The organism is Pseudomonas sp. PDM05, assembly GCF_014851685.1.
In the GTDB taxonomy this organism is placed as follows: domain Bacteria; phylum Pseudomonadota; class Gammaproteobacteria; order Pseudomonadales; family Pseudomonadaceae; genus Aquipseudomonas.
In genome coordinates, this window is sequence record NZ_JACVAC010000002.1 from 368,522 (window position 1) to 392,530 (window position 24,009).

A 24,009-nucleotide genomic window follows, 5' to 3' on the forward strand; every position below is an offset into this window, starting at 1 on the left:
CGCGATGCCTGCTCTGGAAATTGAAATCATCAACAAGCTGGGGCTGCATGCCCGGGCTTCCGCGAAGTTCGTCGGCGTTGCCGGGCAGTTCCCCTGCCAGATCCGCGCGGGGCGTACGCCAGAGTCCATGGTCGATGGCAAAAGCATTATGGCCATGATGATGTTGGCCGCCGGCAAGGGCACCCGAATTCACTTGAAGACGGAAGGCGAGCAGGAGCAGGAAGCCATGGACGCCCTGGTGGCGCTGATCAACAACTTCTTTGATGAGGGTGAGTGACACCCTTGAAGACGGGCGTGAAGTCGCAACGACTTCAGCCCAATGCGGTATCCATCACCATCATCAAACAAAACCCGATGCACAACCCCAGGCTGGCGAGCATCTCGTGACCGTTGCGCCGCGACTCGGGGATGACCTCGTGAGTCACCACCAACAACATGGCCCCCGCGGCGAGCGCCAGCCCAAGCGGCAACAGCACTTCAGCCAGGCTTACCAACCAGGCGCAGAGCACCGCGAACACCGGCTCGACCAACCCTGAAGCAGCTCCGATCAGGAACGCCTTGATCCGCGACATCCCTGCCCCGGCCAACACCAACGCAATCACCAAGCCTTCGGGCACATCCTGCAAGGCAATGCCCATGGCCAGGCTGTCGGCATCGGGCATTGCGCCGCCCGCCGAAACACCCACGGCCATGCCTTCGGGGATGTTGTGGGCAATGATGGCAAACACAAATAACCAGATACGCGGCGGGATCACCGGGTGATCGGGCGTGCCTACCAGCATTTCCGGGCTGGCACCGGAGACCTTGCGATCAACCAGATACAACCCCAATGCCCCCAGCATGATGCCAACGCTGATCAGGCCACTGGCCCCCCAAGGCGAAAGCCCCAGGCCTTCGGCGGCGGCGATGCCCGGCACGATCAGCGAAAATGCCGTCGCCGCGAGCATGACCCCGGCACCAAAACCCAGCAAGGTGTCACTGAGCGCCACCGGCATGCGCCGAATCACCAGCACCGGCACCGCACCGAGTGCCGTGCCCAGTGCGCAGATCGCGCCGCCTTGCAGCGCGCGCAGGATTCGCGGCTCCAGGTTCAGCCAGTCCAGCCCATGGGCCACCAGCAATGCAGTCCCTGCCAATAGCAGCAGCGAGCCAAACGCATAACGAAACATCCGCCCGCTGCTGACCGCCAGTGTTTCAGTGCCCATAGTCGGCCTTAGATCTTGTTATGGAGGTGAATGTCAGGCCAAGGCGGCCTGATAGCGTGCGGCAACTTCCGGCCAATTGATCACGCTATAGAACGCGTTGATGTATTCCGGACGCCGGTTCTGATAACGCAGGTAGTAGGCATGCTCCCACACGTCCAGGCCGAGGATTGGCGTGTTGCCATTCATCAGGGGGCTGTCCTGATTACCGCTGCTTTCGACGACCAGGGTCTTTTGTGGAGTAACGCTCAGCCAGGCCCAGCCGCTGCCGAAACGGGTCAGTGCGGCTTTGGTGAAGGCTTCCTTGAAGCTCTCGAAACCGCCCACTTGCTCGTCGATAGCCTTGCCCAGCGCGCCCTCAGGCTTGCCTCCGCCTTGTGGCGACATCACTGCCCAGAACAACGAGTGGTTGGCATGGCCGCCACCTTGGTTGATCACCGCAGCGCGCAGTGTTTCCGGCAATTGCTGCACACTGGACACCAGTTTCTCTACCGGCCAGCCCGCGAACTCGGTGCCTTCGACGGCAGCGTTGAGGTTATTGATGTAGGTCTGATGGTGCTTGGTGTAGTGAATCTCCATGGTTTGCGCATCGATATGCGGCTCCAGGGCGTCGTAGGCGTAAGGCAAGGCAGGCAAGGTGTAGGACATCTCAATGTGCTCCGTAATAAGGACTGTTGCGAGTCGACGCATCCTGTTGCGCCGCGGTGCTGCCCAGCAGGCGATGGGTACGCGGGTACTCACCGTGATCGCTGATGAAATTCAACAGTTCAATGTAGGTCTTGCTGCTCTGGCGTAGCGCCGCCTCGCGTAACTGCGGGGTCAGGCGCGGGTCCTGCATCGCATGCAACAAGCGCTGGTGAATGGCGCAGAGGTACTCCGCGCTTTCTTCCGGCTGGTTCAGACGCAGATGCAGGTCCGCCAGGTTGTGATGGGAAATGACAAAAGCCGCCACCGCTTCGTCGGCATCCGCCCAGCGTTCGAACAACACTTGGGCCAGGGCCAGGGCTTGCAAATAGGCCTCGCGAGCGTCGACCAACTCGCCTTGCATAAAGCAGCGATTGGCCCGTTCGATCGTGCGTTTCCAGTGCTCCATGGTGAGCCTCCAAAGCAGTGTCGGTGATTACACGCCGCCGGCCGTGAGCTTTTCCGGGTCCAGCAGGACTTCCAGTTGGCTGCGGGGCAAGTCGGTGTGCTCCAGGGCGACATCAATCACCGGACGGCCCTGCTGATAAGCCTTCTTGGCGATTTCAGCAGCCTTCTGGTAACCGATGATCGGGTTGAGCGCGGTGACCAGGATCGGGTTACGCGACAACGCTTCCTTGAGCTTGGCTTCGTTGACCTTGAAGCTGCCAATCGCCTTGTCCGCCAGCAGACGGCTGGAGTTGGCCAGCAATTCGAGGCTGCTGAGCAGGTTCTGGGCGATGATCGGCAGCATTACGTTCAGCTCGAAGTTGCCGGACTGGCCTGCGACGGTGATCACCGTGTCATTGCCGATCACTTGGGCCGCGACCATGGCAGTGGCTTCCGGAATTACCGGATTGACCTTGCCCGGCATGATCGAGGAGCCCGGCTGCAGGCCCTCAAGCTCGATTTCACCGAGACCGGCGAGCGGCCCGGAATTCATCCAGCGCAGATCATTGGCGATCTTCATCAGCGATACCGCGGTGGCTTTCAACTGACCGGAAACAGCGACAGCGGTGTCCTGGGAGCCGATCAGTGCGAACAGGTTCTTGCCCGGCGTGAATGTGACGTCGGTCAGCCTGCTCAGTTGCTGGCTGAAACGCGCGGCGAATTCCGGATGCGCGTTGATCCCGGTGCCGACCGCAGTGCCGCCCTGGGCCAGGGCCTGCAGGCTTGGCAGCAGGTCCTGCAGATGGCCGATATTGGCCTTGAGTTGCTGCGCCCAGCCATTGAGTACCTGGCTCATGCGCACCGGCATGGCGTCCATCAGGTGGGTGCGACCGGTCTTGATGAACGGGTGGACTTCTTCGGCCTTGCGTTCGATCACCTGCACCAGATGCAGCAGGGCCGGCAGGGTTTGCTCATGCAAGACCAACGCGGCGCTGACGTGGATGGTGGTCGGAATGATGTCATTGCTGCTTTGGCCGCAGTTCACGTGGTCATTGGGGTTGACCGCCTCGCCCAGCAAGCGTGTGGCGAGGGTCGCAATCACTTCGTTGGCGTTCATATTGGAGCTGGTGCCGGAACCGGTCTGGAAAACATCCACCGGGAAGTGCTGCATGAAATCGCCTTCGAGCAAGCCCTGGGCCGCATCGACAATGGCCTTGCCCTGCCCTTCGCTGATTTGCTTGAGGTCGACGTTGACCTTGGCGGCGGCAGCCTTGGCAAGGATCAGCGCGCGAATGAATTGCGCGGGCATACGTTGACGGCTGATCGGGAAGTTGTTCACCGCGCGCTGGGTTTGTGCGCCATACAAGGCCTCGGCCGGCACTTGCAGTTCGCCCATGCTGTCGCGTTCGATACGGGTGTTACTCATCGGAGGATCCTTGCACAAGGTCAGACACAGAAAGGGAAGGCAGCAACTCGCAGGTCGCCAATTGCCAGGCAAAGGTCTGCCAGCGCTTGAGGCGGCAGGCGCAGTGGGAAAGCTTTTCCAGGTCGCGCAGGGGGCGCCAGGCCTGGTCCAGGCATGTCGTGCGCCAATGCCAGGGCAGCGCAATATCGCCGGCGGTGTCGAGCAGCAGGTGGAATGAGGTTTCAGCGATCGTCCACGGATGGGTCGCAGTGCAGCACGCCAGGTATCGACCCTCGTTGAGGTAATGTTCGATCAGGCGCGGCTCGTCGGGATTGAGGCCGCAGCGAATCTGACGACTCATCCAGCGCCAGCTCTCCAGGTAAGGATCCTCATGCAGGACAGAACTCATGATCCACACTCATTCGGTAATGATATTTATTATTAAATGATATTGAGAATCAAAACAAGAGCCGCAAGTCAATCCACCTGTCACGCAAGCACAAAAAAGGCGCGCCATCAGTGATGATGGCGCGCCTTTTCTGTTGAAGCGTCGGGAGGGTCAGCTGCCAGCGACAGTCATCCGCTCAATCAATACCGAACCTGTGTGAATGTTGCTACGCCGTTCCAGGTCGTTACCCACCGCGACGATTTGCTTGAACATGTCGCGCATGTTGCCGGCGATGGTCACTTCCTGGACCGCGAACTGAATCTCGCCGTTTTCCACCCAGAAACCCGCCGCACCACGGGAGTAATCACCGGTCACCATGTTCAGGCCATGCCCCATCAACTCAGTCACCAGCAGGCCACGCCCCATGCGACGCAGCAACGCCGCCTGGTCTTCATCGCCATGGGTAACGAACAGGTTGTGCACGCCACCGGCGTTGGCCGTGCTCGGCAGGCCGAGCTTGCGGCCGGAGTATGTCCCCAGCACATAGGACACCAACTCGCCGTTTTCGACGAACGGTTTGGCATAGGTCGCCAGGCCATCGCCGTCGAACGCCGAGCTTCCCATGGCACGCATCAGGTGCGGGCGCTCATCGAGGGTCAACCACTCCGGGAACAGCTTTTGCCCGATAGCGCCCTCAAGGAACGACGACTTGCGGTACAGGTTGCCGCCGGAAATCGCGCCGAGGAAACTGCTGAACAAACCACCGGCCAACTCCGCCGAAAACAACACCGGCACTTCGCAAGTTGGCACCGGTCGCGCGCCCAAGCGGCTGGCGGCACGTTGTGCGGCGCGCTGGCCAATGCTGACCGGGTCCGCCAGCAACTCGCCCTGGCGGCTTACGTCGTACCAGTAATCACGCTGCATCTGGCCGTTGGCTTCAGCGATCATCACGCAGCTCAGGCTATGGCGAGTGGAGGCATACCCCCCTACAAAACCATGGCTGTTGCCGTAGACACGACAACCCTGATGCGTGCTCAACGTGGTGCCATCGGCGTTCTTGATGCGGGCATCTGCATCGAACGCAGCGGCTTCGCAGGTCAATGCCAGTTCAATGGCCTGCTCTGGGGTAATGTCCCAGGCGTGGAACAGATCGAAGTCTTTCAAGTCCTTGGCCATCAGCGCTTTGTCGGCCAGGCCCGAGCTTTCATCCTCGGAGGTGTGCTTGGCAATCGCCAAAGCGGCGGCGACGGTTTCGCGGATCGCCTCCGGGCCGCTCGCCGATGTACTGGCCGAACCTTTACGCTGCCCTACGTACAAGGTGATGCCAAAACCCTGGTCGCGGTTGAACTCAACGGTTTCCACTTCCCGCTGGCGTACCGATGTCGACAGCCCCTGCTCCAGCGACACCGCCACCTCACAGGCACTGGCCCCCTGGCGCTTGGCCTCGGCAAGGATCTGCTCGACTTGTTCCTGCAGTGCCGGTAACGCTTGCGGGCCGACGCTTTGGGCTGCACTCATGGTTTTCTCCACTCAAATTCTGCTTTCGGTTAAGGCCATCGAGCGACCGGGCCGGACAAGCGGCCCCCGACTGGTTATCATGGCGGCGTTTCTTTGCGGACTGCCACCATGGTTGATTCTTACGACGACTCCCTCGATGGGGAGAAAAGCAAAACCCAGGTCAAACGTGAGCTGCATGCTCTGGTTGACCTGGGCGAGCGCCTTACAACGCTCAAGAAAGACTTGATTGCAAAACTGCCATTGACCGACGAAATGCGCCGGGCTCTTGCAGACGCACCCAAGCACACCGCGAATATCGCGCGTAAACGCCACATCATGTTTATCGGCAAGCTGATGCGCGATCAGGACACTGACGCCATTCTGGCCTTGCTCGATCAAACCGATGCCTCCACTCGCCAGTACAACGAACGCTTCCATAACCTGGAACGTTGGCGTGACCGCCTGATCTCGGGCGACGACGCCGTGCTGGAGAAATTCGTGCTGGACTACCCGGACGCGGACCGCCAGCAATTGCGCTCCCTGATCCGCCAGGCCCAACACGAGCTGGCGCATAACAAGGCGCCGGCCACCAGCCGTAAAATCTTCAAGTACATCCGTGAGCTGGACGAGACTCAACGCGGTCTGCGCTGATCCTCTTCCCCGGGTGGCGATCTTCGCCACCCGAAGCTCCACTCTTCCTACGAGCCCGTGCCTCCCACGGTGATCGCATCAATTTTCAGCGTTGGCTGGCCGACACCCACCGGCACCGACTGCCCATCCTTGCCGCATGTGCCCACGCCGCTGTCCAGCGACAGGTCGTTACCGACCATCGACACCTTGCTCATGGCTTCCGGCCCGTTGCCAATCAACGTTGCGCCTTTGACCGGCGCGGTGATCTTGCCGTCTTCGATCAGGTACGCCTCGCTGGTGGAGAACACGAACTTGCCACTGGTGATGTCCACCTGGCCGCCACCCAGGTTGGCGCAGTAGATTCCGCGTTTTACCGAGGCGATGATTTCCGCCGGGTCGCTTTCGCCACCGAGCATGTAGGTGTTGGTCATGCGTGGCATCGGCAGGTGCGCATAGGACTCGCGACGACCGTTGCCGGTACGTGCCACGCCCATCAGGCGAGCGTTGAGTTTGTCTTGCATATAGCCCTTGAGCACGCCGTTTTCGATCAGCGTGGTGCATTCGGTTGGAGTGCCTTCATCGTCGACACTCAACGAGCCACGGCGCCCGGCCAAGGTGCCGTCATCGACAATGGTGCACAGCTTGGACGCAACCATCTCGCCCATGCGCCCGCTGTAGGCCGAGCTGCCCTTGCGGTTGAAGTCACCTTCCAGACCATGGCCCACGGCCTCGTGCAGCAATACGCCGGACCAACCCGAGCCCAACACCACCGGCAACGTACCGGCCGGGGCCGGAATGGCCTCCAGGTTCACCAGCGCCTGACGCAGCGCTTCACGGGCATACCCCATGGCGCGGTCATCAGTGAGGAAATAACGGTAGTCGGTACGCCCGCCACCGCCATGCCCGCCGCGCTCCCGGCGGCCATTCTGCTCGACGATCACACTGACGTTGAAGCGCACCAGCGGCCGTACATCCGCCGCCAGGCCGCCATCGGTGGAGGCCACCAGGATGCGCTCCCACACACCGGCCATGCTCACGGTGACCTGCTGGATACGCGGGTCAAGGGCGCGGGTAGCCGCGTCGACACGTTTGAGCAGCTCGACCTTCTCCGCACGGCTGATCACTTCCAGGGGGTTATCGGGCGCATACAATTGCGCCACGTCCTGGGTACTGAACGCCTGCACCGTACCGTTTTGCCCGGCACGGGAGATCGAACGCGCCGCACGCGCTGCCAGGCCCAAGGCTTCCAGGGTGATCGCGTTGCTGTAGGCAAAACCGGTTTTTTCTCCGGATTGCGCACGCACGCCTACACCTTGGTCAAGGTTGAAACTGCCTTCCTTGACGATGCCGTCTTCAAGGGCCCAGGACTCGGAGATCTGCCCCTGGAAATACAGGTCAGCCGCGTCGATACCCGGCCCGGCCAGATCGCCCAGCACGGTTTGCAAGCTTTCGATGGTCACGCCACCAGGTGCCAGGAGGTGTTCACTGACTGAGGACAACAACTCGCTCATAGGTTTGGCCTTAAATTCATCGTTCCGAAGCAGGCCGCTGTGCGCCCTGCGAGAAAAAACGCCGGTGGCTGACCACCGGCATGCGCGCCCGTATCGACGCTTGTTCACTGCTATCGCGTTCGGCCAACAACACCGCTTCGCCTTGATCCTGTTGCGCCAGCACCCGCCCCCACGGGTCAACGATCGCTGCGTGACCGTAGGTTTCCCGCGGCCCCGGATGCACGCCGCCCTGGGCGGCCGCCAGCAGGTAACACTGGGTTTCGATGGCGCGTGCGCGAATCAGCACGTCCCAGTGCGCCGCGCCGGTCACCGCGGTAAACGCCGAAGGCGCGGTAATCAATTCAGCCCCTGCTGCACGCAACTCGCTGTACAGCTCGGGGAAGCGCAGGTCGTAACACACCGTCAGGCCCAATCGCCCCACCGGCGTGTCCGCCACCACCACGTTGCTGCCGAAAGCATAGTCGTCGGATTCACGATAACGACCACGCGCGTCGGCAACGTCCACATCGAACAGGTGCAACTTGTCGTATCGGGCAACGATTTCGCCCTGGTCATCGACCAGCAGCGAACAGGCGTTGGACTTGGCGTACGGCTGATCCCTGGGCGGCAACGGCAAGGTGCCAGCCACTATCCATAAGGTGAGGTCACGGGCGGTCTGTTTCAACCACGGCAGGATCGGTCCTTCGCCCAATGCCTCGGTCCGGCCGATATCGGCCACATCACGCCGGCCCATGGCGGCAAAGTTTTCCGGCAGCACCGCCAGCTTCGCCCCCCCTGCCGCCGCTTGCTCCAGCAGGCGCCGGGCCTGGGCAAGATTGGCCAGCACATCGCTCTGGCTGACCATTTGAATTACCGCAAAGGACATGGGCCGACTCTCCGTAATGGGCGTGCGACCATGCTACTCCACAGGCTCTCAGTTTGGCTTTTCAAATGGCTTGTCGAAGGTGATTTTCGGATCCTTCCACGGCCCCTCGACTTTGTATTGCACGCTGGCGAAGCGCGAAACGCGGTCACCGATCAGCTTGTCGATCAGGAACAACGCCCCACCAATCGCCGGAGCCCCCACGATCAACGCGGCAATCGGCAGGTTGTTGGTGACCGGCAATGTCACCAGCAACTTGGCGTCGACACGGTCGGCCACCAGATCCAGGGTGCCGTTAAGCTCAAGGTTGGTCGACGGCCCGGTCATGGTGATCGGTTCGCGGGTAACGAACACGCCGTTACTGGCAGCCAACAGGCCTTTGACCCGGTCATAACTCAAGCCCTTGCCGAGCAAGTCGGAAAAGTCCAGGCGCAACCGGCGCCCGATGGAGTTGAAGTTGAGCAGGCCAAACACACGCAGGGCCTGGGCGCCGCCTTCCACTTCAACGAACTGACCGCTGCGAAAGGATGCATCCAGGCTGCCGGAGAAACGTTTCGGCCCCACATAGGCCGGCGAGCCCGGCCAGCGCCCGTCCACGTCCAGATGGAAGTCCTTGCTGGTGACGGTCGGCGCATAACCCCAGCCCTTGAGTACATCGCCGATATTCTTACCGTCCAGGCGCCCCTTGTACCAACTGCCGCTGCTTCCCGGCGCGCCTTCCCAGCCGCCATCACCCTTGAGCTGCATGCCCTTGAGGCCAAGGTCCAGATTGGTGAAGGCCAAACCCTTGGTCGTCGGGCGGATCTTCAACGACCACGCGCCGATCAAGTCCGGCCCCTGGAACAGCTGGTCGATGGCAATGTCGAGCGCGGGAATATCCTTGGGGTCGATGTCGGCCAAAGGGTCCGGGGCGTTTTCATCGGCCTGTACGCTCGGGTCCACGGCCGGCAGTTTCACATACTGCAGGTTGATCGCAATCGGCGCGCCCTTGGCGTCCGGCAGGTTCACCGTGCCCTTGGCCTGCTGGCTGTCGAGCTGCAGGCCCCACGCCGCGGGTTTGCGGTCCAACTGCAATTTGACCTGATCGAACTGGGTGCCAAAGCCGGTCAGCTTGCCGACCTTGAAGTCGGCGCCGCTGAGCAATTGCTTGGCGCTGCCGCCCGGGTCGTTGCCCGCATAACGGTCCACGAGCTTCTTCCACGGGTCGAGATCCAGTTCCGACAAGACTCCGCGAATGCGCAGGCCTTTGACTGTCGGCAACAGCGCATCGCCATCACCGAGGAACAACTCGCCCCGGCCGTCATTGAACTTGTCCGGCGGCGCCGCGAAGGTGAAATTCGCCAGCTCGCCATAATCGAACCAGTAGCGGCGCTCGTTACCCTGCAAGGTCATGCGGAATACACTGTCACGCCCCTGACTGGCTGGCATGCCAAAGGGCGCTGGCAAATCCACTGCCACGCCCTTGAGGTTGGAGCTGACCATCAGTTGACTGTCGGCACCGTCAAGGTTCAGTTGCAGCTGGTACGGAATATCGCCGGACACCGGCAACGGCTGGCTGATTTTCAACCAGTCCGTCAGCCGCTTGACCGTGACCTGCCCTTTGGCCGTCACGCGCGTACTGATATTGCCCGGCTTGCCGCCGGCAACAATCTGCGCGCTGATCGGCCGGTCGAACGCCTGGGCCGTGATGTTCTGGCCACTGAGGCCCTTGGCGCTGTCGAAGCGGAAATCCCCCTTGAGCTGGGTCAGGTCCAAGGTGGGCTCGGCCAATTGCAGGCGGGACTTGTCGGTCTTGAAGTCCACCACGATTTTCGGTTCGGCGCCCTTGGCCAGCGGTATGTCCAGATCCAGGCTGCCTTGCAGGTCGCCCTCGCCCTTCCAGCCGGCAAACGTCGAAGCCGTGCCGATCGGCGCTTCCTGAAGGATCTTCAGACCATCCCCCAGGCCGCCGGCAAAACCGCCGGTGAGCAGCAGGTGGCTGTCCTTGTCCGCCGGCGCATGGGGAATATTGACGTAGATGTCGTTGACCTTGGTGTCGAGCAATTGCCCCTTGCTGGCCAGGATGCGCACACCGCTCTCTTCGACGAACACTTCACCCGTGACCTTGCTCACATGCGGCCAGCCTGGCTGGAACGCCAGTTCGGCGTCATGCACCTTGAAGAACAGGCTGATATTGCGCGAGGCGGGCAACGCATCGTGGTTGAGCGAGCCCTGGTATTGGAAGAACCCCTCGTCGACCGCACCTTTGAGAATCGCCGTGCGCAGCCATTCATCCAGCGCCGGGCTCAACACCGCCGGCAGGTATTTGGAGGTGAAGCGCCCGTCGCCATCGACCATGCCGACCCGCAGGTCCATGTAGTCTTCGCGGCTTTGGTCAAAACTCAGGCGAATCAAGAAATCGGCAGCCACTTTGCCCTCTTCGCCCAGCACCTTGATATACGGCGCGATCAGGGTGAAGCCATCTTTATCCAGCTTCCACGTCAGGCGCGCATTGGCCTGGATGTACTGCCAGGGTTTGGCAAAGATGGGATCCAGGTGCAGGGAAAAGTCCCTGCTGTCCATGCGCAGTTCGCCATGGCCAAGGTCACCGCTGATACTGCCGGAAATGTTACGGGCAGCCGGGGCACCGAAGTAGGCGTCAAACCCCACACGTTCGAGATTGGCGGCGAAACTGAGTTTTTGATCCGTGGTGTCCTGAGGACGGAAATCCACCAGCACATTGCGCAGCAAGCCAATCGCCTTCAGGTGCTCGATGGTCGTGGCGAAACCTTCGGGCAACGGCGCCAGGGCATTGAGCAACGGTGTGATGGGGGTCAGGTCCAGGCGGTCCGCCTGAAGCTTCCACACCTCCTGGTCCTTGTCGGTGGCCAGGCTTTGCTGCAATTGCACGCGCGATTCCCAGCGGGTCTCGCCCAGGTTCATCGCCAGCGAGTCGAACAGCACCGTAAGACCGCTATCACTGCGTTGCAGGTAGGCGTTGAGGGCCAGGTTTTCAATGTGCACCGGCTTGCGCTCGGCGTAGCTGCCCTTGATCTGTGGCGAGTTGAGGCGCACCACCGCGCTTTGCACGGTGCCCTTGGCCCAGGTCAGCCAGAATTCGCCGCCGGCCTTGAATTGGGTGAGTTTCCATTGCTGCGTCAGCTTGGCCGGAATCCACTTGGCCCAGTCGCTCTGGGGCAGGCTCAGGTAGGCCTGTGCTTCAGCGTCTTGCCATTGGCTCGCACGAATCCGCGTGCGCAAGCTCAGTGCCAGGGGCTGGCCATCAGGCAGGGTCAGGCGCGCGTCCAGGCGCTGGCGGGTGATGCCGGTGTGCAAGCTCAGGCCGACATATGTCAGGGTCAACGGGGGCTGGTCGAAGGGTTGCAAGGTCACCTGGCTGTCGAGCAGTGACACACGCTTGACCATCTGCATACGCTGGAGCAATTGCTGTGGGTCCAGCGGCTGGTCATCCTGCACCGGCAGGCCTTGCAGCGCCCAGTGGCCGTCCTTGTCTTCCTTGACGCTGAGTTGCAGGCCACTGACTTCCAGATGTGCGATGCGCACTTCACGCGCCATCAGGCTGGCCCAGATGTCCGGCACCACTTCGACCTGATCCAGGCGCAAGGCGCTGCTGCCCTCGCCCAGCATCACGTCGTGGGCCAGCAGCATCGGCGCAAAGCCGCTCCAACGGCCTTCAAGGCTGCCAATGTGCAGCGGCATATCCACCGCCGCCTGGGCCTTGGCCTCGACTTCGGCGCGATATTCGGCCACCAGCGGGGTCAATTCGCGCCCCAGGCTCACGTACACCGCCGCCAGTACCAGCAGCAACGCGCAAAGGCCCAGGCCCCAACGGGTCAAAGCGGCAAAAAAGCGTGTCAGACGCTCCATGTCAGGCGACCCTCAAGACAGTCAAAAGTAAGCGAATGGGGATCAGAGCAGCACCACGTCGTATTGTTCCTGGGAATACATGGTTTCAACCTGGAAACGAATTGTGCGTCCGATAAACCCCTCCAATTCGGCGACGTTGCCGGACTCTTCGTCCAACAGACGGTCGACCACTTTCTGGTTGGCGAGCACTCTATAACCTTCGGCCTGGTAAGCCCGAGCCTCTCGTAGGATTTCCCGGAAAATCTCGTAGCAAACGGTTTCCGGAGTCTTTAATTTACCGCGCCCCTGGCAACTGCTGCACGGCTCGCACAGCACTTGCTCAAGGCTTTCGCGGGTGCGCTTGCGGGTCATCTGCACCAGGCCCAGCTCGGTGATGCCGATAATGTTCGTCTTGGCGTGGTCGCGCTCCAGTTGCTTCTCGAGGGTGCGCAGCACCTGACGCTGGTGCTCTTCATCTTCCATGTCGATGAAGTCGATGATGATGATCCCGCCCAGGTTGCGCAGGCGCAGTTGACGGGCAATCGCAGTGGCCGCTTCGAGGTTGGTCTTGAAGATGGTTTCTTCGAGATTGCGATGCCCCACGAACGCGCCAGTGTTGACGTCGATGGTGGTCATGGCCTCCGCAGGGTCCACCACCAGATAGCCACCGGACTTCAGTGGCACTTTGCGTTCCAGGGCTTTCTGGATTTCATCTTCAACGCCATACAGGTCAAAGATCGGCCGCTCGCCAGGATAGTGCTCCAGGCGATCGGCAATTTCCGGCATCAGCTCGGCAACAAATTGCGTGGTGCGCTGGAAGGTCTCCCGCGAGTCGATGCGAATTTTCTCAATCTTGGGGCTGACCAGATCGCGCAGGGTACGCAGGGCCAGGCCCAGGTCTTCGTAGATGACACTGGGTGCGCCGATGGTCTTGATCTGTGCGCCGATCTGGTCCCACAGGCGCCGCAGGTAACGGATGTCCATGAGGATTTCATCGGCACCGGCACCTTCGGCGGCGGTACGCAGGATGAAACCGCCAGCTTCCTTGATGCCTTCGGCCGCCACACAGTCGCTGACCACCTTCTTCAGGCGCTCGCGCTCGGCTTCATCTTCGATCTTCAGGGAGATGCCGACGTGGGCGGTACGCGGCATGTACACCAGATAGCGCGACGGAATCGATAGCTGCGTGGTCAGGCGCGCGCCTTTGGAGCCGATGGGGTCCTTGGTGACTTGCACCACCAGGCTCTGCCCTTCGTGCACCAGCGCGCTGATGCTCTCTACCGCCGGGCCTTCGCGCAGGGAGATTTCCGATGCGTGGATAAACGCTGCACGGTCCAGGCCGATGTCGACGAATGCCGCCTGCATGCCCGGCAAGACACGCACCACCTTGCCTTTATAGATATTGCCGACGATCCCGCGCTTCTGGGTACGCTCGACGTGCACTTCTTGCAGAACACCGTTCTCTACCACCGCCACGCGTGATTCCATCGGCGTGATATTGATCAGAATCTCTTCACTCATGGCTAGGTCTCGTTCAGGCGTTTTCACAATAGTGACCGATCGCTTAGGGCTGGGCGCTGGGGTTAGGCGTTCAGCGCGCGGTAAGGTGTTGCCAACAGGGTATGCCGAATTGACCGAGCAGTTGCGCGGTTTCGCACACCGGCAGGCCTACCACGGCGGAATAACTGCCATTGAGCCCGGCGACAAACACCGATCCAAGCCCTTGAATAGCATAGCCGCCCGCCTTGTCCTGGGGTTCGCCACTGTGCCAGTAGGTTGTAGCTTCCTCGACAGAAATACTGCGAAAACGTACACGACTGCTTACACAAACAGTTTCGCAGCGCTGGCCATCGGTCACGGCAATGGCAGTGAGCACGTCATGTTCACGCCCCGCCAGCGCCATCAACATGGCCAGGGCATCGGCCTGATCCACGGGTTTGCCGAGGATCTGGCCGTCGACAATGACAGCGGTGTCGGCACCCAGCACACAGGCACCCGAGGCGTGTTCAAGCGCAGCCAAACCCGCCGCAGCCTTGCCGCGCGCCAGACGCTCGACGTAGGAAACGGCGGATTCGTGGGTAAGAGGAGTTTCATCAATCGCGGCGCTGACCACGGTGAAGGGCACACCGATCTGGGTCAGCAACTCACGTCGCCTCGGGGAGCCCGAGGCCAGATAAAGCGAATTCATGCAGACTCTCCCTGTAGGACTCGATAACCAGGCAGAGCCTCGCAATCCATTCAATTGATTTTATAGCGACGACGTAACCCACGCAGGCCAAAACTGATCCAGGGCCACAGCAGCGCACTGACCAGCGCCGGCAATACCAACGCGAGCGTCGGCTGGCGGTTGCCCGTCAGGGCACTGAGCCATAGCTGCACCAACTGCGCCAGGCCGAAGATCACCAGGATCACCAGGCACTGCTGCCACATCGGAAACATGCGCAAACGCTGCTGCAACGACAGCACCAGGAACGTAATCAGCGTCAGGATCAGCGCGTTCTGGCCCAGCAAGGTGCCATACAGCACGTCTTCCGCCAAGCCCAGGAACAGCGCGGTGACCATGCCGATCTTGTGCGGCAGGTTCAGCGACCAGAAGGCCAGCAGCAATGCCAGCCAGAGCGGACGCAGGATTTCCATGAATTGCGGCAACGGAGAAACGCTGAGCAGCAAGCCGACCGCGAAGGTCAACCAGACGATCCAGCCATTGCGCGAATGAGTACCGGCCATTATTCCTCCCTCTGCCGCGTGGTTGCCGGAGCCGTTGCCGCTGGACGGGCAGCCGGCGTTGCAGCAGGCGGTTTGGTCGCAGGCGTGGCAGTCGCGGGCGCCGAAGCAGGTGGTTTGGTGGCCGCCGGCTTCACCGCGTGCGCGTTGTGCGCAGCTGGCTTGACCGGCGTCGCGACCGGCGCGGCGGCAGCGGGAGCGGCCGCAGGTGTGGCCGATGGCGCAGCGGCAGGCTTGGGCACCGTCGCAGGGACGATCGGCGTGGTGCCGTTCTGCTTGTCTTCGGCTTCCTGGGCTTGGGCGGCATCGTTGGCGCGTTCTTCCGGGGTGCGGTTGTCGCTGAACACCAGCAGCAGATAGCGGCTGCGGTTCAGGGCGGCAGTCGGCACGGCACGGACGATGGCGAATGGCTGGCCGGAGTCGTGGATCACTTCCTTGACCGTCGCCACCGGATAACCCGCCGGGAACCGTTGACCCAGGCCGGAGCTGACCAACAGGTCGCCTTCCTTGATGTCGGCGGTATCGGCTACATGACGCAATTCCAGGCGTTCCGGGTTGCCGGTGCCGCTGGCAATCGCACGCAGGCCGTTGCGGTTGACCTGCACCGGAATGCTATGGGTCGTGTCCGTCAGCAACAGTACGCGCGAGGTGTAGGGCATCAACTCGACCACCTGGCCCATCAAGCCACGGGCATCGAGCACCGGTTGACCGAGGACCACACCGTCGCGCTCACCTTTGTTGATGATGATGCGATGGGTGAAGGGGTTGGGGTCCATGCCGATCAACTCGGCGACTTCGACCTTCTCGTTGACCAGCGCGGAAGAGTTGAGCAACTCGCGCAGCCGAACGTTCTGCTCGGTGAGGGCCGCCAGCTTTTGCATGCGCCCCTGCAGCAGCAGGTTTTCAGTCTTGAGTTTTTCGTTCTCGGCGACCAGCTCGGTGCGGCTGCCAAATTGGCTGGCCACGCCCTGGAACAGCCGTTGCGGCAGGTCGGTGATCCAGTAAGTCTGCATCAACACCAGCGACATCTGGCTGCGCACGGGCTTGAGCAGTGCGAAACGGGCATCGACCACCATCAGCGCGACCGAAAGCACGACCAGCACCAACAAGCGCACGCCCAATGAGGGGCCTTTGGCGAAAAGCGGTTTAATAGGCCGCTCCTCCCAGGCAAATGTTCTCTTTACTCATACGGCATCTAACCGGCCTGGATGCAGGTTGAAGAAGATAAACGCCAACAGGCAGCACTGCAAAGTGCTGCCTGTTGGCGACGCATGAACCGACCAACGAAGCTTATTCGCTGGAGAGCAGGTCCATGGTGTGTTTATCCATCATTTCCAGTGCACGACCACCGCCACGGGCAACGCAGGTCAGCGGGTCTTCGGCAACGATCACCGGCAGGCCGGTTTCCTGGGCCAGCAACTTGTCCAGGTCGCGCAGCAAGGCGCCACCGCCGGTCAGCACCAGGCCACGCTCGGCGATGTCGGAAGCCAGTTCCGGCGGCGATTGCTCCAGGGCGCTCTTCACAGCCTGAACGATGGTGGCCAGGGACTCTTGCAGAGCTTCCAGCACTTCATTGGAGTTCAGGGTGAAGGCACGTGGAACACCTTCGGCCAGGTTGCGACCGCGAACATCGACTTCGCGCACTTCGCCGCCCGGGTAGGCGGTGCCGATTTCCTGCTTGATGCGCTCTGCGGTGGATTCACCGATCAGGCTGCCGTAGTTACGGCGCACATAAGTGATGATCGCTTCATCGAAGCGGTCGCCGCCGACGCGGACGGATTCGGCATACACCACACCGTTCAGGGAGATCAGGGCGATTTCGGTAGTACCACCACCGATATCCACCACCATCGAACCGCGGGCTTCTTCAACCGGCAGGCCGGCACCGATCGCAGCGGCCATTGGCTCTTCGATCAGGAAGACTTCGCGAGCACCGGCACCAAGGGCCGATTCACGGATGGCACGACGCTCCACCTGGGTGGACTTGCACGGAACGCAGATCAGCACACGCGGGCTGGGCTGCAGGAAACTGTTTTCGTGAACCTTGTTGATGAAGTACTGCAGCATCTTCTCGCAGACGCTGAAGTCGGCGATCACGCCGTCTTTCATCGGACGGATGGCGGCAATATTGCCTGGTGTACGGCCGAGCATGCGCTTGGCCTCGGTGCCGACGGCAACGACACTTTTCTGATTACCATGGGTCCGAATGGCCACAACCGATGGCTCATTCAGAACGATACCGCGCTCGCGCACGTAAATAAGGGTGTTGGCAGTGCCCAGGTCAATGGAAAGATCGCTGGAAAACATGCCACGCAGTTTCTTGAACATGGGGAAAGGACCCTAGGCAACGCGTGGGTAAAAAAGTGCGGCAAACTCTAACAACGACAGGGATTTTGGGCAAGGCGCCAATGTGCTAAATTGGCCGACTTTCTACGCACCAACCCCCACAATCGCGGCCATATGACCGTAGAAATGCGGTAGTGTTCCGACAATCTAACACACGGACGCCTTTCCACTGGAGAATCCCATGGCGCTTGAACGCTCCGACGTGGAAAAAATCGCTCACCTGGCCCACCTGGACCTGGTTGAAAGCGAAATTCCACAAACCACCGCAGCCCTGAACAGCATTCTCGGGCTGGTTGACCAAATGCAGGCCGTGAATACCGACGGCATCGAGCCCCTGGCTCACCCACTGGAAGCCAGCCAGCGCCTGCGCGCAGACGTCGTGACCGAACGTAATAATCGCGAGGCCTACCAGTCCATCGCACCAGCGGTCGAAAACGGCCTGTATCTGGTTCCGAAAGTCATCGACTAAAGGGAAAGAGCCTTTCATGCATCACATGACTCTGGCCGAGATCGCCCGCGGTCTCGCCGACAAAAAGTTTTCTTCCGAAGAGCTGACCAGGACCCTGCTGGCGCGTATCGCCGCACTGGACCCGCAGGTCAACAGCTTCATCAGCCTCACCGAAGAGCTGGCCCTGAGCCAGGCCAAGGCCGCCGACGCACGTCGCGCCAACGGTGAGAATGGCGCACTGCTGGGCGCTCCAATCGCCCACAAGGACTTGTTCTGCACCCAGGGTATCCGCACCAGCTGCGGCTCGAAGATGCTCGACAACTTCAAGGCGCCCTATGACGCCACCGTGGTGTCCAAGCTGGCTGCCGCCGGGGCCGTGACCCTGGGCAAGACCAACATGGATGAATTCGCCATGGGTTCGGCCAACGAATCGAGCTACTACGGCGCGGTGAAAAACCCGTGGAACCTGGAGCACGTGCCCGGCGGCTCGTCCGGCGGTTCGGCTGCAGCCGTTGCCGCGCGCTTCCTGCCGGCGGCCACCGCCACCGACACCGGCGGCTCGATCCGCCAGCCAGCGGCGTTCACCAACCTCACCGGCTTGAAGCCGACCTATGGTCGCGTTTCCCGCTGGGGCATGATCGCCTACGCCTCCAGCCTCGATCAGGGCGGCCCGTTGGCACGCACCGCCGAAGACTGCGCGATTTTGTTACAAGGCATGGCCGGGTTCGATCAACAGGACTCCACCAGCATCGATGAGCCAGTGCCGGACTACAGCGCCAGCCTCAACACGTCGATCAAGGGCCTGCGCATCGGCGTGCCGAAGGAGTACTTCAGCGCCGGTCTCGACCCACGCATCGCCGAACTGGTGCACAACAGCGTCAAGGAGCTGGAAAAGCTCGGCGCGGTGATCAAGGAAATCAGCCTGCCGAACAATCAGCACGCGATCCCTGCCTACTATGTGATCGCCCCGGCTGAAGCCTCTTCCAACCTGTCGCGTTTCGACGGCGTGCGCTTCGGCTATCGCTGCGAAAACCCGAAAGACCTGACCGACCTGTACAAACGCTCCCGTGGCGAAGGCTTCGGTGCCGAAGTACAACGCCGCATCATGGTCGGTGCCTACGCCCTGTCGGCCGGCTACTACGACGCGTACTATCTCAAGGCGCAAAAGATCCGTCGCCTGGTGAAGAACGACTTCATGGCTGCCTTTAATGAAGTCGACGTGATCCTCGGCCCAACCACGCCGAACCCGGCCTGGAAGCTCGGCGCCAAGAATGGCGACCCGGTGGCTGCGTACCTCGAAGACTTGTACACCATCACCGCCAACCTCGCGGGCCTGCCGGGCTTGTCCATGCCTGCCGGTTTCGTCGATGGCCTGCCGGTGGGCGTGCAATTGCTCGCCCCGTATTTCCAGGAAGGCCGCCTGCTCAATGTGGCGCACCAGTACCAGTTGCACACAGACTGGCACACCCGCACCCCTACCGGCTTCTGAGGAGAACACTATGCAATGGGAAGTCGTGATCGGGCTGGAGATTCATACCCAGCTCGCCACCCAATCGAAGATTTTCTCCGGTAGCGCCACCACGTTCGGTTCCGAGCCCAACACCCAGGCCAGCCTGGTCGACCTGGGCATGCCCGGTGTCTTGCCGGTGCTGAACCAGGAAGCGGTGCGCATGGCGGTGATGTTCGGCCTGGCGATTGACGCCGAGATCGGCCAGCACAACGTGTTCGCGCGCAAGAACTACTTCTACCCGGACCTGCCCAAGGGCTACCAGATCAGCCAGATGGAACTGCCGATTGTCGGCAAGGGCCACCTGGACATCCCTCTGGAAGACGGCACCATCAAGCGCCTCGGCGTGACCCGTGCGCACCTGGAAGAAGATGCCGGCAAGAGCCTGCACGAAGAATTCCCGGGCGCCACCGGCATCGACCTGAACCGTGCCGGCACGCCGCTGCTGGAGATCGTTTCCGAACCGGACATGCGCAGCGCCAAGGAAGCCGTGGCCTACGTCAAGACCATCCACGCACTGGTGCGTTACCTAGGCATCTGCGACGGCAACATGGCCGAAGGTTCGCTGCGTTGTGACTGCAACGTGTCGATCCGCCCGAAAGGCCAGGTCGAGTTCGGCACTCGCTGCGAGATCAAGAACGTCAACTCGTTCCGCTTCATCGAGAAAGCGATCAACAGTGAAGTGCGCCGCCAGATCGAGCTGATAGAAGACGGCGGCAAGGTCATCCAGCAGACCCGCCTGTACGACCCGAACAAAGACGAAACCCGCGCCATGCGCAGCAAGGAGGAAGCCAACGACTACCGTTACTTCCCCGATCCGGACCTGTTGCCGGTGGTCATCGAGGACGCGTTCCTCAATGACGTACGCGCCACCCTGCCGGAATTGCCGCAGCAGAAACGCGAGCGCTTCCAGGAGCAGTTCGGCCTGTCGGTCTACGATGCCAGCGTGCTGGCCTCCAGCCGTGAGCAAGCCAACTACTTCGAAAAAGTCGTGAGCATTGCCGGTGACGCCAAGCTGGCGGCCAACTGGGTGATGGTCGAGCTGGGCAGCCTGTTGAACAAGCAGGGCCTGGAAATCGACGAAGCCCCGGTCACTGCCGAGCAATTGGGCGGCATGCTGCTGCGCATCAAGGACAACACCATCTCCGGCAAGATCGCCAAGACCGTGTTCGAAGCCATGGCCAGCGGTGAAGGCAGCGCCGACGAGATCATCGAGAACCGCGGCCTCAAGCAAGTCACCGACAGCGGCGCGATCTCGGCCGTGCTGGACGAAATGCTCGCGGCCAACGCCGAGCAGGTCGAACAGTACCGTGCGGCAGACGAAGCCAAGCGCGGCAAGATGTTCGGCTTCTTTGTGGGCCAGGCAATGAAAGCCTCCAAAGGCAAGGCCAACCCGCAACAGGTGAACGAATTGCTCAAAAGCAAGCTCGAAGGCTGATAGCGACGAATGGTCCGAGTGAGATCCCATGCTCAACTCGGACACTTTGTAGGAGCGGGCTTGCTCGCGAAGGCGGTTGATCAGTGAAGGAATACTTGGCTGACACACCGCCTTCGCGAGCAAGCCCGCTCCCACATTTGATAAGGGGGTATCCTTGAAAATGCAGCGTCTATTTGCCCTTCTGGCCCTGTTCTCGCTGTTGGCCGGCTGCGCCAGCGGCGTCATCAACCCCAACGGCTACGACGAAACCGGCACCGCCTCCTATTACGGCGCCAAGCACCACGGCAAAAAGACCGCCAGCGGTGAACCCTTCAACCAGAACGCCCTGACCGCCGCCCACCGGCAACTGCCGTTCGGCACCCAGGTCAAGGTCACCAACTTGAACAACGACAAATCCGTGGTGGTGCGCATCAATGATCGCGGCCCGCATACCCGTGGGCGCTTGATCGATCTTTCACGCAAGGCCGCCGAGCAGTTGGGCATGATCAGCAGCGGTACCGCACGCGTGCGGGTACAAGCCCTTGGCAACTGAGGAGCCCTGGCCATTTTCGGATTACTGACAGCCCTCTCCCCCTGGAGCCTGCTCGAACTAGTCGGCGGCCTGCTGCTGCTGATCACCGGCGCCGAAATCCTGGTGCGCGCGGCGGTGCGCCTGGCTGCCAGCCTCAAGGTGCGGCCACTGATCATTGGCCTGACGATCGTCGCCTTCGGCAGCAGCGCGCCGCAGATGAGCGTCAGCCTGCAAGCCACCCTGGCAGGCAACACCGACATCGCGGTGGGCAGCGTGATCGGCAGCAGCATCTTCAACATCCTCGTCACCCTGGGCCTGTCGGCGCTGATCATCCCGCTGCGGGTCTCGCGCCAGCTGGTACGCCTGGACATCCCGGTGATGATTCTCGCCGCGCTACTGGTGTTCACGCTGGCGGCCAATGAAGCACTCACACCGGCCGATGGCCTGTTGTTGCTGAGCGCGCTGATCGCCTACCTCGGCGTGCTGCACTACCAGACCCGCCACTCTCGCCGCCCACGCACCCTGGACACCGTGGCCCGCGCGCCCTGGCTGAGCAGCGTGCTGTTGATAGTCGGCGGGCTGCTGATCCTGCTGCTTGCCGGCCACCTGCTGCTCGCTGGGGCGGTGGATGTGGCGGCGGACCTGGGCTTGTCGGAGCGCATAATCGGCCTGACGCTGATCGGCGTCGGCACCTCCCTGCCGTGCCTGGCGACCTCGCTGATCGCCGCCCTGCGCGGCCAGCGGGAAATCGCCGTGGGCAACGTGATCGGCAGCAACCTGTTCAACCTGTTGGGTGTGCTGGGGTTCACCGCCCTGGTGGCGCCCACGCCGCTGTCGGTATCGCCCAATGCCTTGGATTTCGACCTGCCGGTGATGCTCGCCGCCGCGGCGCTGTGCCTGCCGGTGTTCTACAGCGGCTACCGCGTAACCCGCGCCGAAGGCCTGGTGCTGCTGGGCCTGTACCTGGCATATGGGCTGCATGTGATGTCGTTCACCACTGGCATGCCGCTGGCCACCAAGCTTGAACACCTGATGCTGTATTACGTCCTGCCAGTGCTGGTGGCATTCCTGTTGTTCAGCACGCTGCGAGCCTGGCGCCGTCAACACAAGAGGGAATCGCAATGACCGATCAGAAGAAGTCCGGGGTTGAAATGCGTCGCCAGGTCATGGGCGACGTGTTCGTCGACCGTGCCTTGGGCAACGCCACCGAATTCACACAACCGTTGCAGGATTTCGTCAATGAACATGCATGGGGCGGTGTGTGGAATCGCGAAGGCTTGCCGCTGAAGACCCGCAGCCTGATCACCCTCGCCGCCCTCACCGCGCTCAAGTGCCCGCAGGAGCTCAAGGGTCACGTACGGGGCGCGTTGAACAATGGCTGTACGGTGGAAGAGATTCGCGAGGCACTGCTGCATTGCGCGGTGTATGCGGGTGTACCGGCGGCGATCGATGCGTTCAGGGCGGCGCAGGAAGTGATTGAGGCGTATCAGGCCGATCAGCAGTGACGGCTAGATAGTATTCGCGGGCAAGCCCGCTCCCACAGTTGGCCGAGCTTCAACCTGAGAACGCGGTCGAATGTGGGGCTTGCTCGCGAATGCCCCCCACAAAATTCAGATCCACCCACCCGCCTGCAACACGAAAATCCCGATATTCGTGGTCACCGCCGCCATCAGCGTAGTGATCACGATAATCGCCGCCGCCAGCTCGTGATTGCCCTCTGCTGCCCTGGCCATCACAAAACTGGCCGCTGCCGTCGGCGCGCCGAAATACAGGAACAGAATCCCCAACTCCGGGCCCCGGAAACCCAACAGCCAGGCGCCCAGCGTGGCCACCAGCGGCAACCCGATCATCTTCACCAGGCTCGCGCTCAAGGCCATGCTCCCGCTTTTACGCAGCGCCGCCAGCGACAGGGTGCCACCGATGCAGATCAGTGCCAGCGGCAAGGTCATGTCTGCCAGATAGCGGCCGGAAGACTCCAACCAGCCCGGCAGGCCAATCTGGAACACCGCGAACGGCGTGGCCACGATCACGCTGATGATCAACGGGTTGGCCACCACACTCTTGCAGATGCTCCATGGGTCGGACTTGATCACCGGGCTGTACACCGCCAGCACAATGGTCGACAGCGTGTTGTAGAACAGGATCACCAGCGCGGCGAGGATCGCGCCGAGGGAGATGCCGTAATCGCCGTACATGCTGGCCGCCAACGCCAGGCCAATCACCCCGTTGTTGCCGCGAAAGGCGCCCTGAGTATAGATGCCGCGGTCTTCACGCGGGCAGCGAAACAGCGCCCAGCCCCAGGCCAGGGCAAAGCTGAGCAGCGTGGCGACGGCAAAATAGATCAGCAAACCCGGCTTGAGTGCCGAGTGCAGGTCGGCATGCAGGATGCCAAGAAACAGCAGCGCCGGCATGGTGACGTTGAACACCAGGGACGACGCCGTGTGGATAAAGTTGTCATTGATCCAGTCGATGCGCTTGAGCAGCACACCGAGAAACAGCATGGCAAACACCGGCGCGGTGATGGACAGGGTGGTGAGGAAAATTGCCAGCATGCCGGGGAGAACCTTGGTGAGCGTCGTTAGGTGGCTAATGATAAGCCAAGCAGCCCACTTCGTCCCGGCAA

Annotated in this window: 23 protein-coding genes; 8 read left to right on the forward strand and 15 right to left on the reverse strand. The window is 61.5% G+C overall.

Translation table 11 applies throughout. The annotated features are described in order from the left end of the window. The first annotated feature begins 4 nt into the window (after positions 1-4). Positions 5-277, forward strand: coding sequence for an HPr family phosphocarrier protein (locus IB241_RS06555; protein ID WP_017738759.1), 273 nt, complete (start codon positions 5-7; stop codon positions 275-277). Between the two features lie 34 nt (positions 278-311). Here the strand turns inward: IB241_RS06555 and IB241_RS06560 are convergent, their stop codons facing one another. The 6 genes from IB241_RS06560 to pmbA all read right to left on the reverse strand — a co-directional run bounded on the left by IB241_RS06560 (position 312) and on the right by pmbA (position 5,584). Continuing rightward, positions 312-1,205: a ZIP family metal transporter gene (locus IB241_RS06560; RefSeq protein WP_192297676.1), complete on the reverse strand. Its 894-nt coding sequence runs from the start codon at positions 1,203-1,205 to the stop codon at positions 312-314. A 33-nt stretch (positions 1,206-1,238) separates the two neighbouring features. Continuing rightward, positions 1,239-1,850 (reverse strand): superoxide dismutase, encoded by a 612-nt coding sequence (locus IB241_RS06565; protein WP_192297677.1) that lies wholly within the window; start codon positions 1,848-1,850, stop codon positions 1,239-1,241. 1 nt (position 1,851) lies between these two features. After that, positions 1,852-2,295, reverse strand: a complete 444-nt coding sequence (locus tag IB241_RS06570) for a hypothetical protein (protein ID WP_192297678.1) — start codon at positions 2,293-2,295, stop codon at positions 1,852-1,854. 27 nt (positions 2,296-2,322) lie between these two features. Beyond that, entirely contained in the window at positions 2,323-3,699 is a 1,377-nt protein-coding gene (locus IB241_RS06575) for a class II fumarate hydratase (RefSeq protein WP_192297679.1), read from the reverse strand. After that, positions 3,692-4,087, reverse strand: coding sequence for a FagA protein (locus IB241_RS06580; protein WP_192297680.1), 396 nt, complete (start codon positions 4,085-4,087; stop codon positions 3,692-3,694). The genes IB241_RS06575 and IB241_RS06580 overlap by 8 nt, the downstream gene beginning before the upstream one ends. 150 nt (positions 4,088-4,237) lie before the next feature. Beyond that, positions 4,238-5,584: a metalloprotease PmbA gene (gene pmbA, locus IB241_RS06585; protein ID WP_192297681.1), complete on the reverse strand. Its 1,347-nt coding sequence runs from the start codon at positions 5,582-5,584 to the stop codon at positions 4,238-4,240. Positions 5,585-5,692: 108 nt separating this feature from the next. On the opposite strand from pmbA, the gene yjgA reads away from it, so the two are divergent. Further along, the gene (gene yjgA / locus IB241_RS06590; protein WP_025856302.1) at positions 5,693-6,214 is read left to right on the forward strand and encodes a ribosome biogenesis factor YjgA; all 522 of its coding nucleotides are present in this window, start codon (positions 5,693-5,695) and stop codon (positions 6,212-6,214) included. Between the two features lie 47 nt (positions 6,215-6,261). Here the strand turns inward: yjgA and tldD are convergent, their stop codons facing one another. The 8 genes from tldD to mreB form a co-directional block, all read right to left on the reverse strand. Continuing rightward, positions 6,262-7,704, reverse strand: a complete 1,443-nt coding sequence (gene tldD, locus IB241_RS06595) for a metalloprotease TldD (RefSeq protein WP_053131569.1) — start codon at positions 7,702-7,704, stop codon at positions 6,262-6,264. A gap of 16 nt (positions 7,705-7,720) precedes the next feature. Beyond that, positions 7,721-8,569, reverse strand: coding sequence for a carbon-nitrogen hydrolase family protein (locus IB241_RS06600; protein WP_192297682.1), 849 nt, complete (start codon positions 8,567-8,569; stop codon positions 7,721-7,723). A gap of 48 nt (positions 8,570-8,617) precedes the next feature. After that, on the reverse strand, positions 8,618-12,433 hold the full coding sequence (locus tag IB241_RS06605; RefSeq protein WP_192297683.1) for a YhdP family protein: 3,816 nt from the start codon (positions 12,431-12,433) through the stop codon (positions 8,618-8,620). A 42-nt stretch (positions 12,434-12,475) separates the two neighbouring features. Continuing rightward, positions 12,476-13,933: a ribonuclease G gene (gene rng / locus IB241_RS06610; RefSeq protein WP_010213134.1), complete on the reverse strand. Its 1,458-nt coding sequence runs from the start codon at positions 13,931-13,933 to the stop codon at positions 12,476-12,478. Positions 13,934-14,003: 70 nt separating this feature from the next. Next, positions 14,004-14,600, reverse strand: coding sequence for a Maf family protein (locus tag IB241_RS06615; RefSeq protein WP_192297684.1), 597 nt, complete (start codon positions 14,598-14,600; stop codon positions 14,004-14,006). Between the two features lie 50 nt (positions 14,601-14,650). Then, positions 14,651-15,139, reverse strand: a complete 489-nt coding sequence (gene mreD, locus IB241_RS06620) for a rod shape-determining protein MreD (protein WP_192297685.1) — start codon at positions 15,137-15,139, stop codon at positions 14,651-14,653. Continuing rightward, complete coding sequence (mreC, locus tag IB241_RS06625; RefSeq protein WP_192297835.1) at positions 15,139-16,287, reverse strand: rod shape-determining protein MreC; 1,149 nt, start codon at positions 16,285-16,287, stop codon at positions 15,139-15,141. The genes mreD and mreC overlap by 1 nt, the downstream gene beginning before the upstream one ends. Before the next feature lie 139 nt (positions 16,288-16,426). Further along, positions 16,427-17,464, reverse strand: a complete 1,038-nt coding sequence (gene mreB / locus IB241_RS06630) for a rod shape-determining protein MreB (protein ID WP_002555108.1) — start codon at positions 17,462-17,464, stop codon at positions 16,427-16,429. A gap of 199 nt (positions 17,465-17,663) precedes the next feature. Here mreB and gatC point away from each other — a divergent pair, with 199 nt between their 5' ends. The 6 genes from gatC to IB241_RS06660 all read left to right on the forward strand — a co-directional run bounded on the left by gatC (position 17,664) and on the right by IB241_RS06660 (position 22,891). Continuing rightward, complete coding sequence (gene gatC, locus IB241_RS06635) at positions 17,664-17,951, forward strand: Asp-tRNA(Asn)/Glu-tRNA(Gln) amidotransferase subunit GatC (RefSeq protein ID WP_192297686.1); 288 nt, start codon at positions 17,664-17,666, stop codon at positions 17,949-17,951. Positions 17,952-17,967: 16 nt separating this feature from the next. Beyond that, entirely contained in the window at positions 17,968-19,419 is a 1,452-nt protein-coding gene (gatA, locus tag IB241_RS06640; protein WP_192297687.1) for an Asp-tRNA(Asn)/Glu-tRNA(Gln) amidotransferase subunit GatA, read from the forward strand. A gap of 10 nt (positions 19,420-19,429) precedes the next feature. Next, a complete protein-coding gene (gatB, locus tag IB241_RS06645) occupies positions 19,430-20,875 on the forward strand; it encodes an Asp-tRNA(Asn)/Glu-tRNA(Gln) amidotransferase subunit GatB (RefSeq protein WP_192297688.1) in 1,446 nt (481 codons plus the stop codon). A 160-nt stretch (positions 20,876-21,035) separates the two neighbouring features. Next, positions 21,036-21,407, forward strand: coding sequence for a septal ring lytic transglycosylase RlpA family protein (locus IB241_RS06650; RefSeq protein WP_192297689.1), 372 nt, complete (start codon positions 21,036-21,038; stop codon positions 21,405-21,407). Between the two features lie 24 nt (positions 21,408-21,431). Beyond that, on the forward strand, positions 21,432-22,511 hold the full coding sequence (locus tag IB241_RS06655) for a calcium/sodium antiporter (protein ID WP_192297836.1): 1,080 nt from the start codon (positions 21,432-21,434) through the stop codon (positions 22,509-22,511). Beyond that, positions 22,508-22,891: a carboxymuconolactone decarboxylase family protein gene (locus IB241_RS06660; protein WP_124527480.1), complete on the forward strand. Its 384-nt coding sequence runs from the start codon at positions 22,508-22,510 to the stop codon at positions 22,889-22,891. Before IB241_RS06655 ends, IB241_RS06660 begins: the two co-directional genes overlap by 4 nt. A 105-nt stretch (positions 22,892-22,996) precedes the next feature. Here the strand turns inward: IB241_RS06660 and IB241_RS06665 are convergent, their stop codons facing one another. Continuing rightward, positions 22,997-23,938: an AEC family transporter gene (locus IB241_RS06665; protein ID WP_192297690.1), complete on the reverse strand. Its 942-nt coding sequence runs from the start codon at positions 23,936-23,938 to the stop codon at positions 22,997-22,999. Positions 23,939-24,009: the final 71 nt, after the last annotated feature.

Excerpts from the sequence above, each read along its gene's own strand:
- tldD (WP_053131569.1), bottom strand. The coding sequence starts at position 7,704 with ATGAGCGAGTTGTTGTCCTCAGTCAGTGAACACCTCCTGGCACCTGGT.
- IB241_RS06615 (WP_192297684.1), bottom strand. The coding sequence starts at position 14,600 with ATGAATTCGCTTTATCTGGCCTCGGGCTCCCCGAGGCGACGTGAGTTG.
- IB241_RS06560 (WP_192297676.1), bottom strand. The coding sequence starts at position 1,205 with ATGGGCACTGAAACACTGGCGGTCAGCAGCGGGCGGATGTTTCGTTAT.
- IB241_RS06555 (WP_017738759.1), top strand. The coding sequence starts at position 5 with ATGCCTGCTCTGGAAATTGAAATCATCAACAAGCTGGGGCTGCATGCC.
- pmbA (WP_192297681.1), bottom strand. The coding sequence starts at position 5,584 with ATGAGTGCAGCCCAAAGCGTCGGCCCGCAAGCGTTACCGGCACTGCAG.
- gatA (WP_192297687.1), top strand. The coding sequence starts at position 17,968 with ATGCATCACATGACTCTGGCCGAGATCGCCCGCGGTCTCGCCGACAAA.
- IB241_RS06600 (WP_192297682.1), bottom strand. The coding sequence starts at position 8,569 with ATGTCCTTTGCGGTAATTCAAATGGTCAGCCAGAGCGATGTGCTGGCC.
- gatC (WP_192297686.1), top strand. The coding sequence starts at position 17,664 with ATGGCGCTTGAACGCTCCGACGTGGAAAAAATCGCTCACCTGGCCCAC.
- mreB (WP_002555108.1), bottom strand. The coding sequence starts at position 17,464 with ATGTTCAAGAAACTGCGTGGCATGTTTTCCAGCGATCTTTCCATTGAC.
- IB241_RS06665 (WP_192297690.1), bottom strand. The coding sequence starts at position 23,938 with ATGCTGGCAATTTTCCTCACCACCCTGTCCATCACCGCGCCGGTGTTT.
- IB241_RS06565 (WP_192297677.1), bottom strand. The coding sequence starts at position 1,850 with ATGTCCTACACCTTGCCTGCCTTGCCTTACGCCTACGACGCCCTGGAG.
- IB241_RS06570 (WP_192297678.1), bottom strand. The coding sequence starts at position 2,295 with ATGGAGCACTGGAAACGCACGATCGAACGGGCCAATCGCTGCTTTATG.
- yjgA (WP_025856302.1), top strand. The coding sequence starts at position 5,693 with ATGGTTGATTCTTACGACGACTCCCTCGATGGGGAGAAAAGCAAAACC.
- rng (WP_010213134.1), bottom strand. The coding sequence starts at position 13,933 with ATGAGTGAAGAGATTCTGATCAATATCACGCCGATGGAATCACGCGTG.
- IB241_RS06650 (WP_192297689.1), top strand. The coding sequence starts at position 21,036 with ATGCAGCGTCTATTTGCCCTTCTGGCCCTGTTCTCGCTGTTGGCCGGC.
- IB241_RS06575 (WP_192297679.1), bottom strand. The coding sequence starts at position 3,699 with ATGAGTAACACCCGTATCGAACGCGACAGCATGGGCGAACTGCAAGTG.
- IB241_RS06660 (WP_124527480.1), top strand. The coding sequence starts at position 22,508 with ATGACCGATCAGAAGAAGTCCGGGGTTGAAATGCGTCGCCAGGTCATG.
- IB241_RS06580 (WP_192297680.1), bottom strand. The coding sequence starts at position 4,087 with ATGAGTTCTGTCCTGCATGAGGATCCTTACCTGGAGAGCTGGCGCTGG.
- IB241_RS06605 (WP_192297683.1), bottom strand. The coding sequence starts at position 12,433 with ATGGAGCGTCTGACACGCTTTTTTGCCGCTTTGACCCGTTGGGGCCTG.
- gatB (WP_192297688.1), top strand. The coding sequence starts at position 19,430 with ATGCAATGGGAAGTCGTGATCGGGCTGGAGATTCATACCCAGCTCGCC.
- mreD (WP_192297685.1), bottom strand. The coding sequence starts at position 15,139 with ATGGCCGGTACTCATTCGCGCAATGGCTGGATCGTCTGGTTGACCTTC.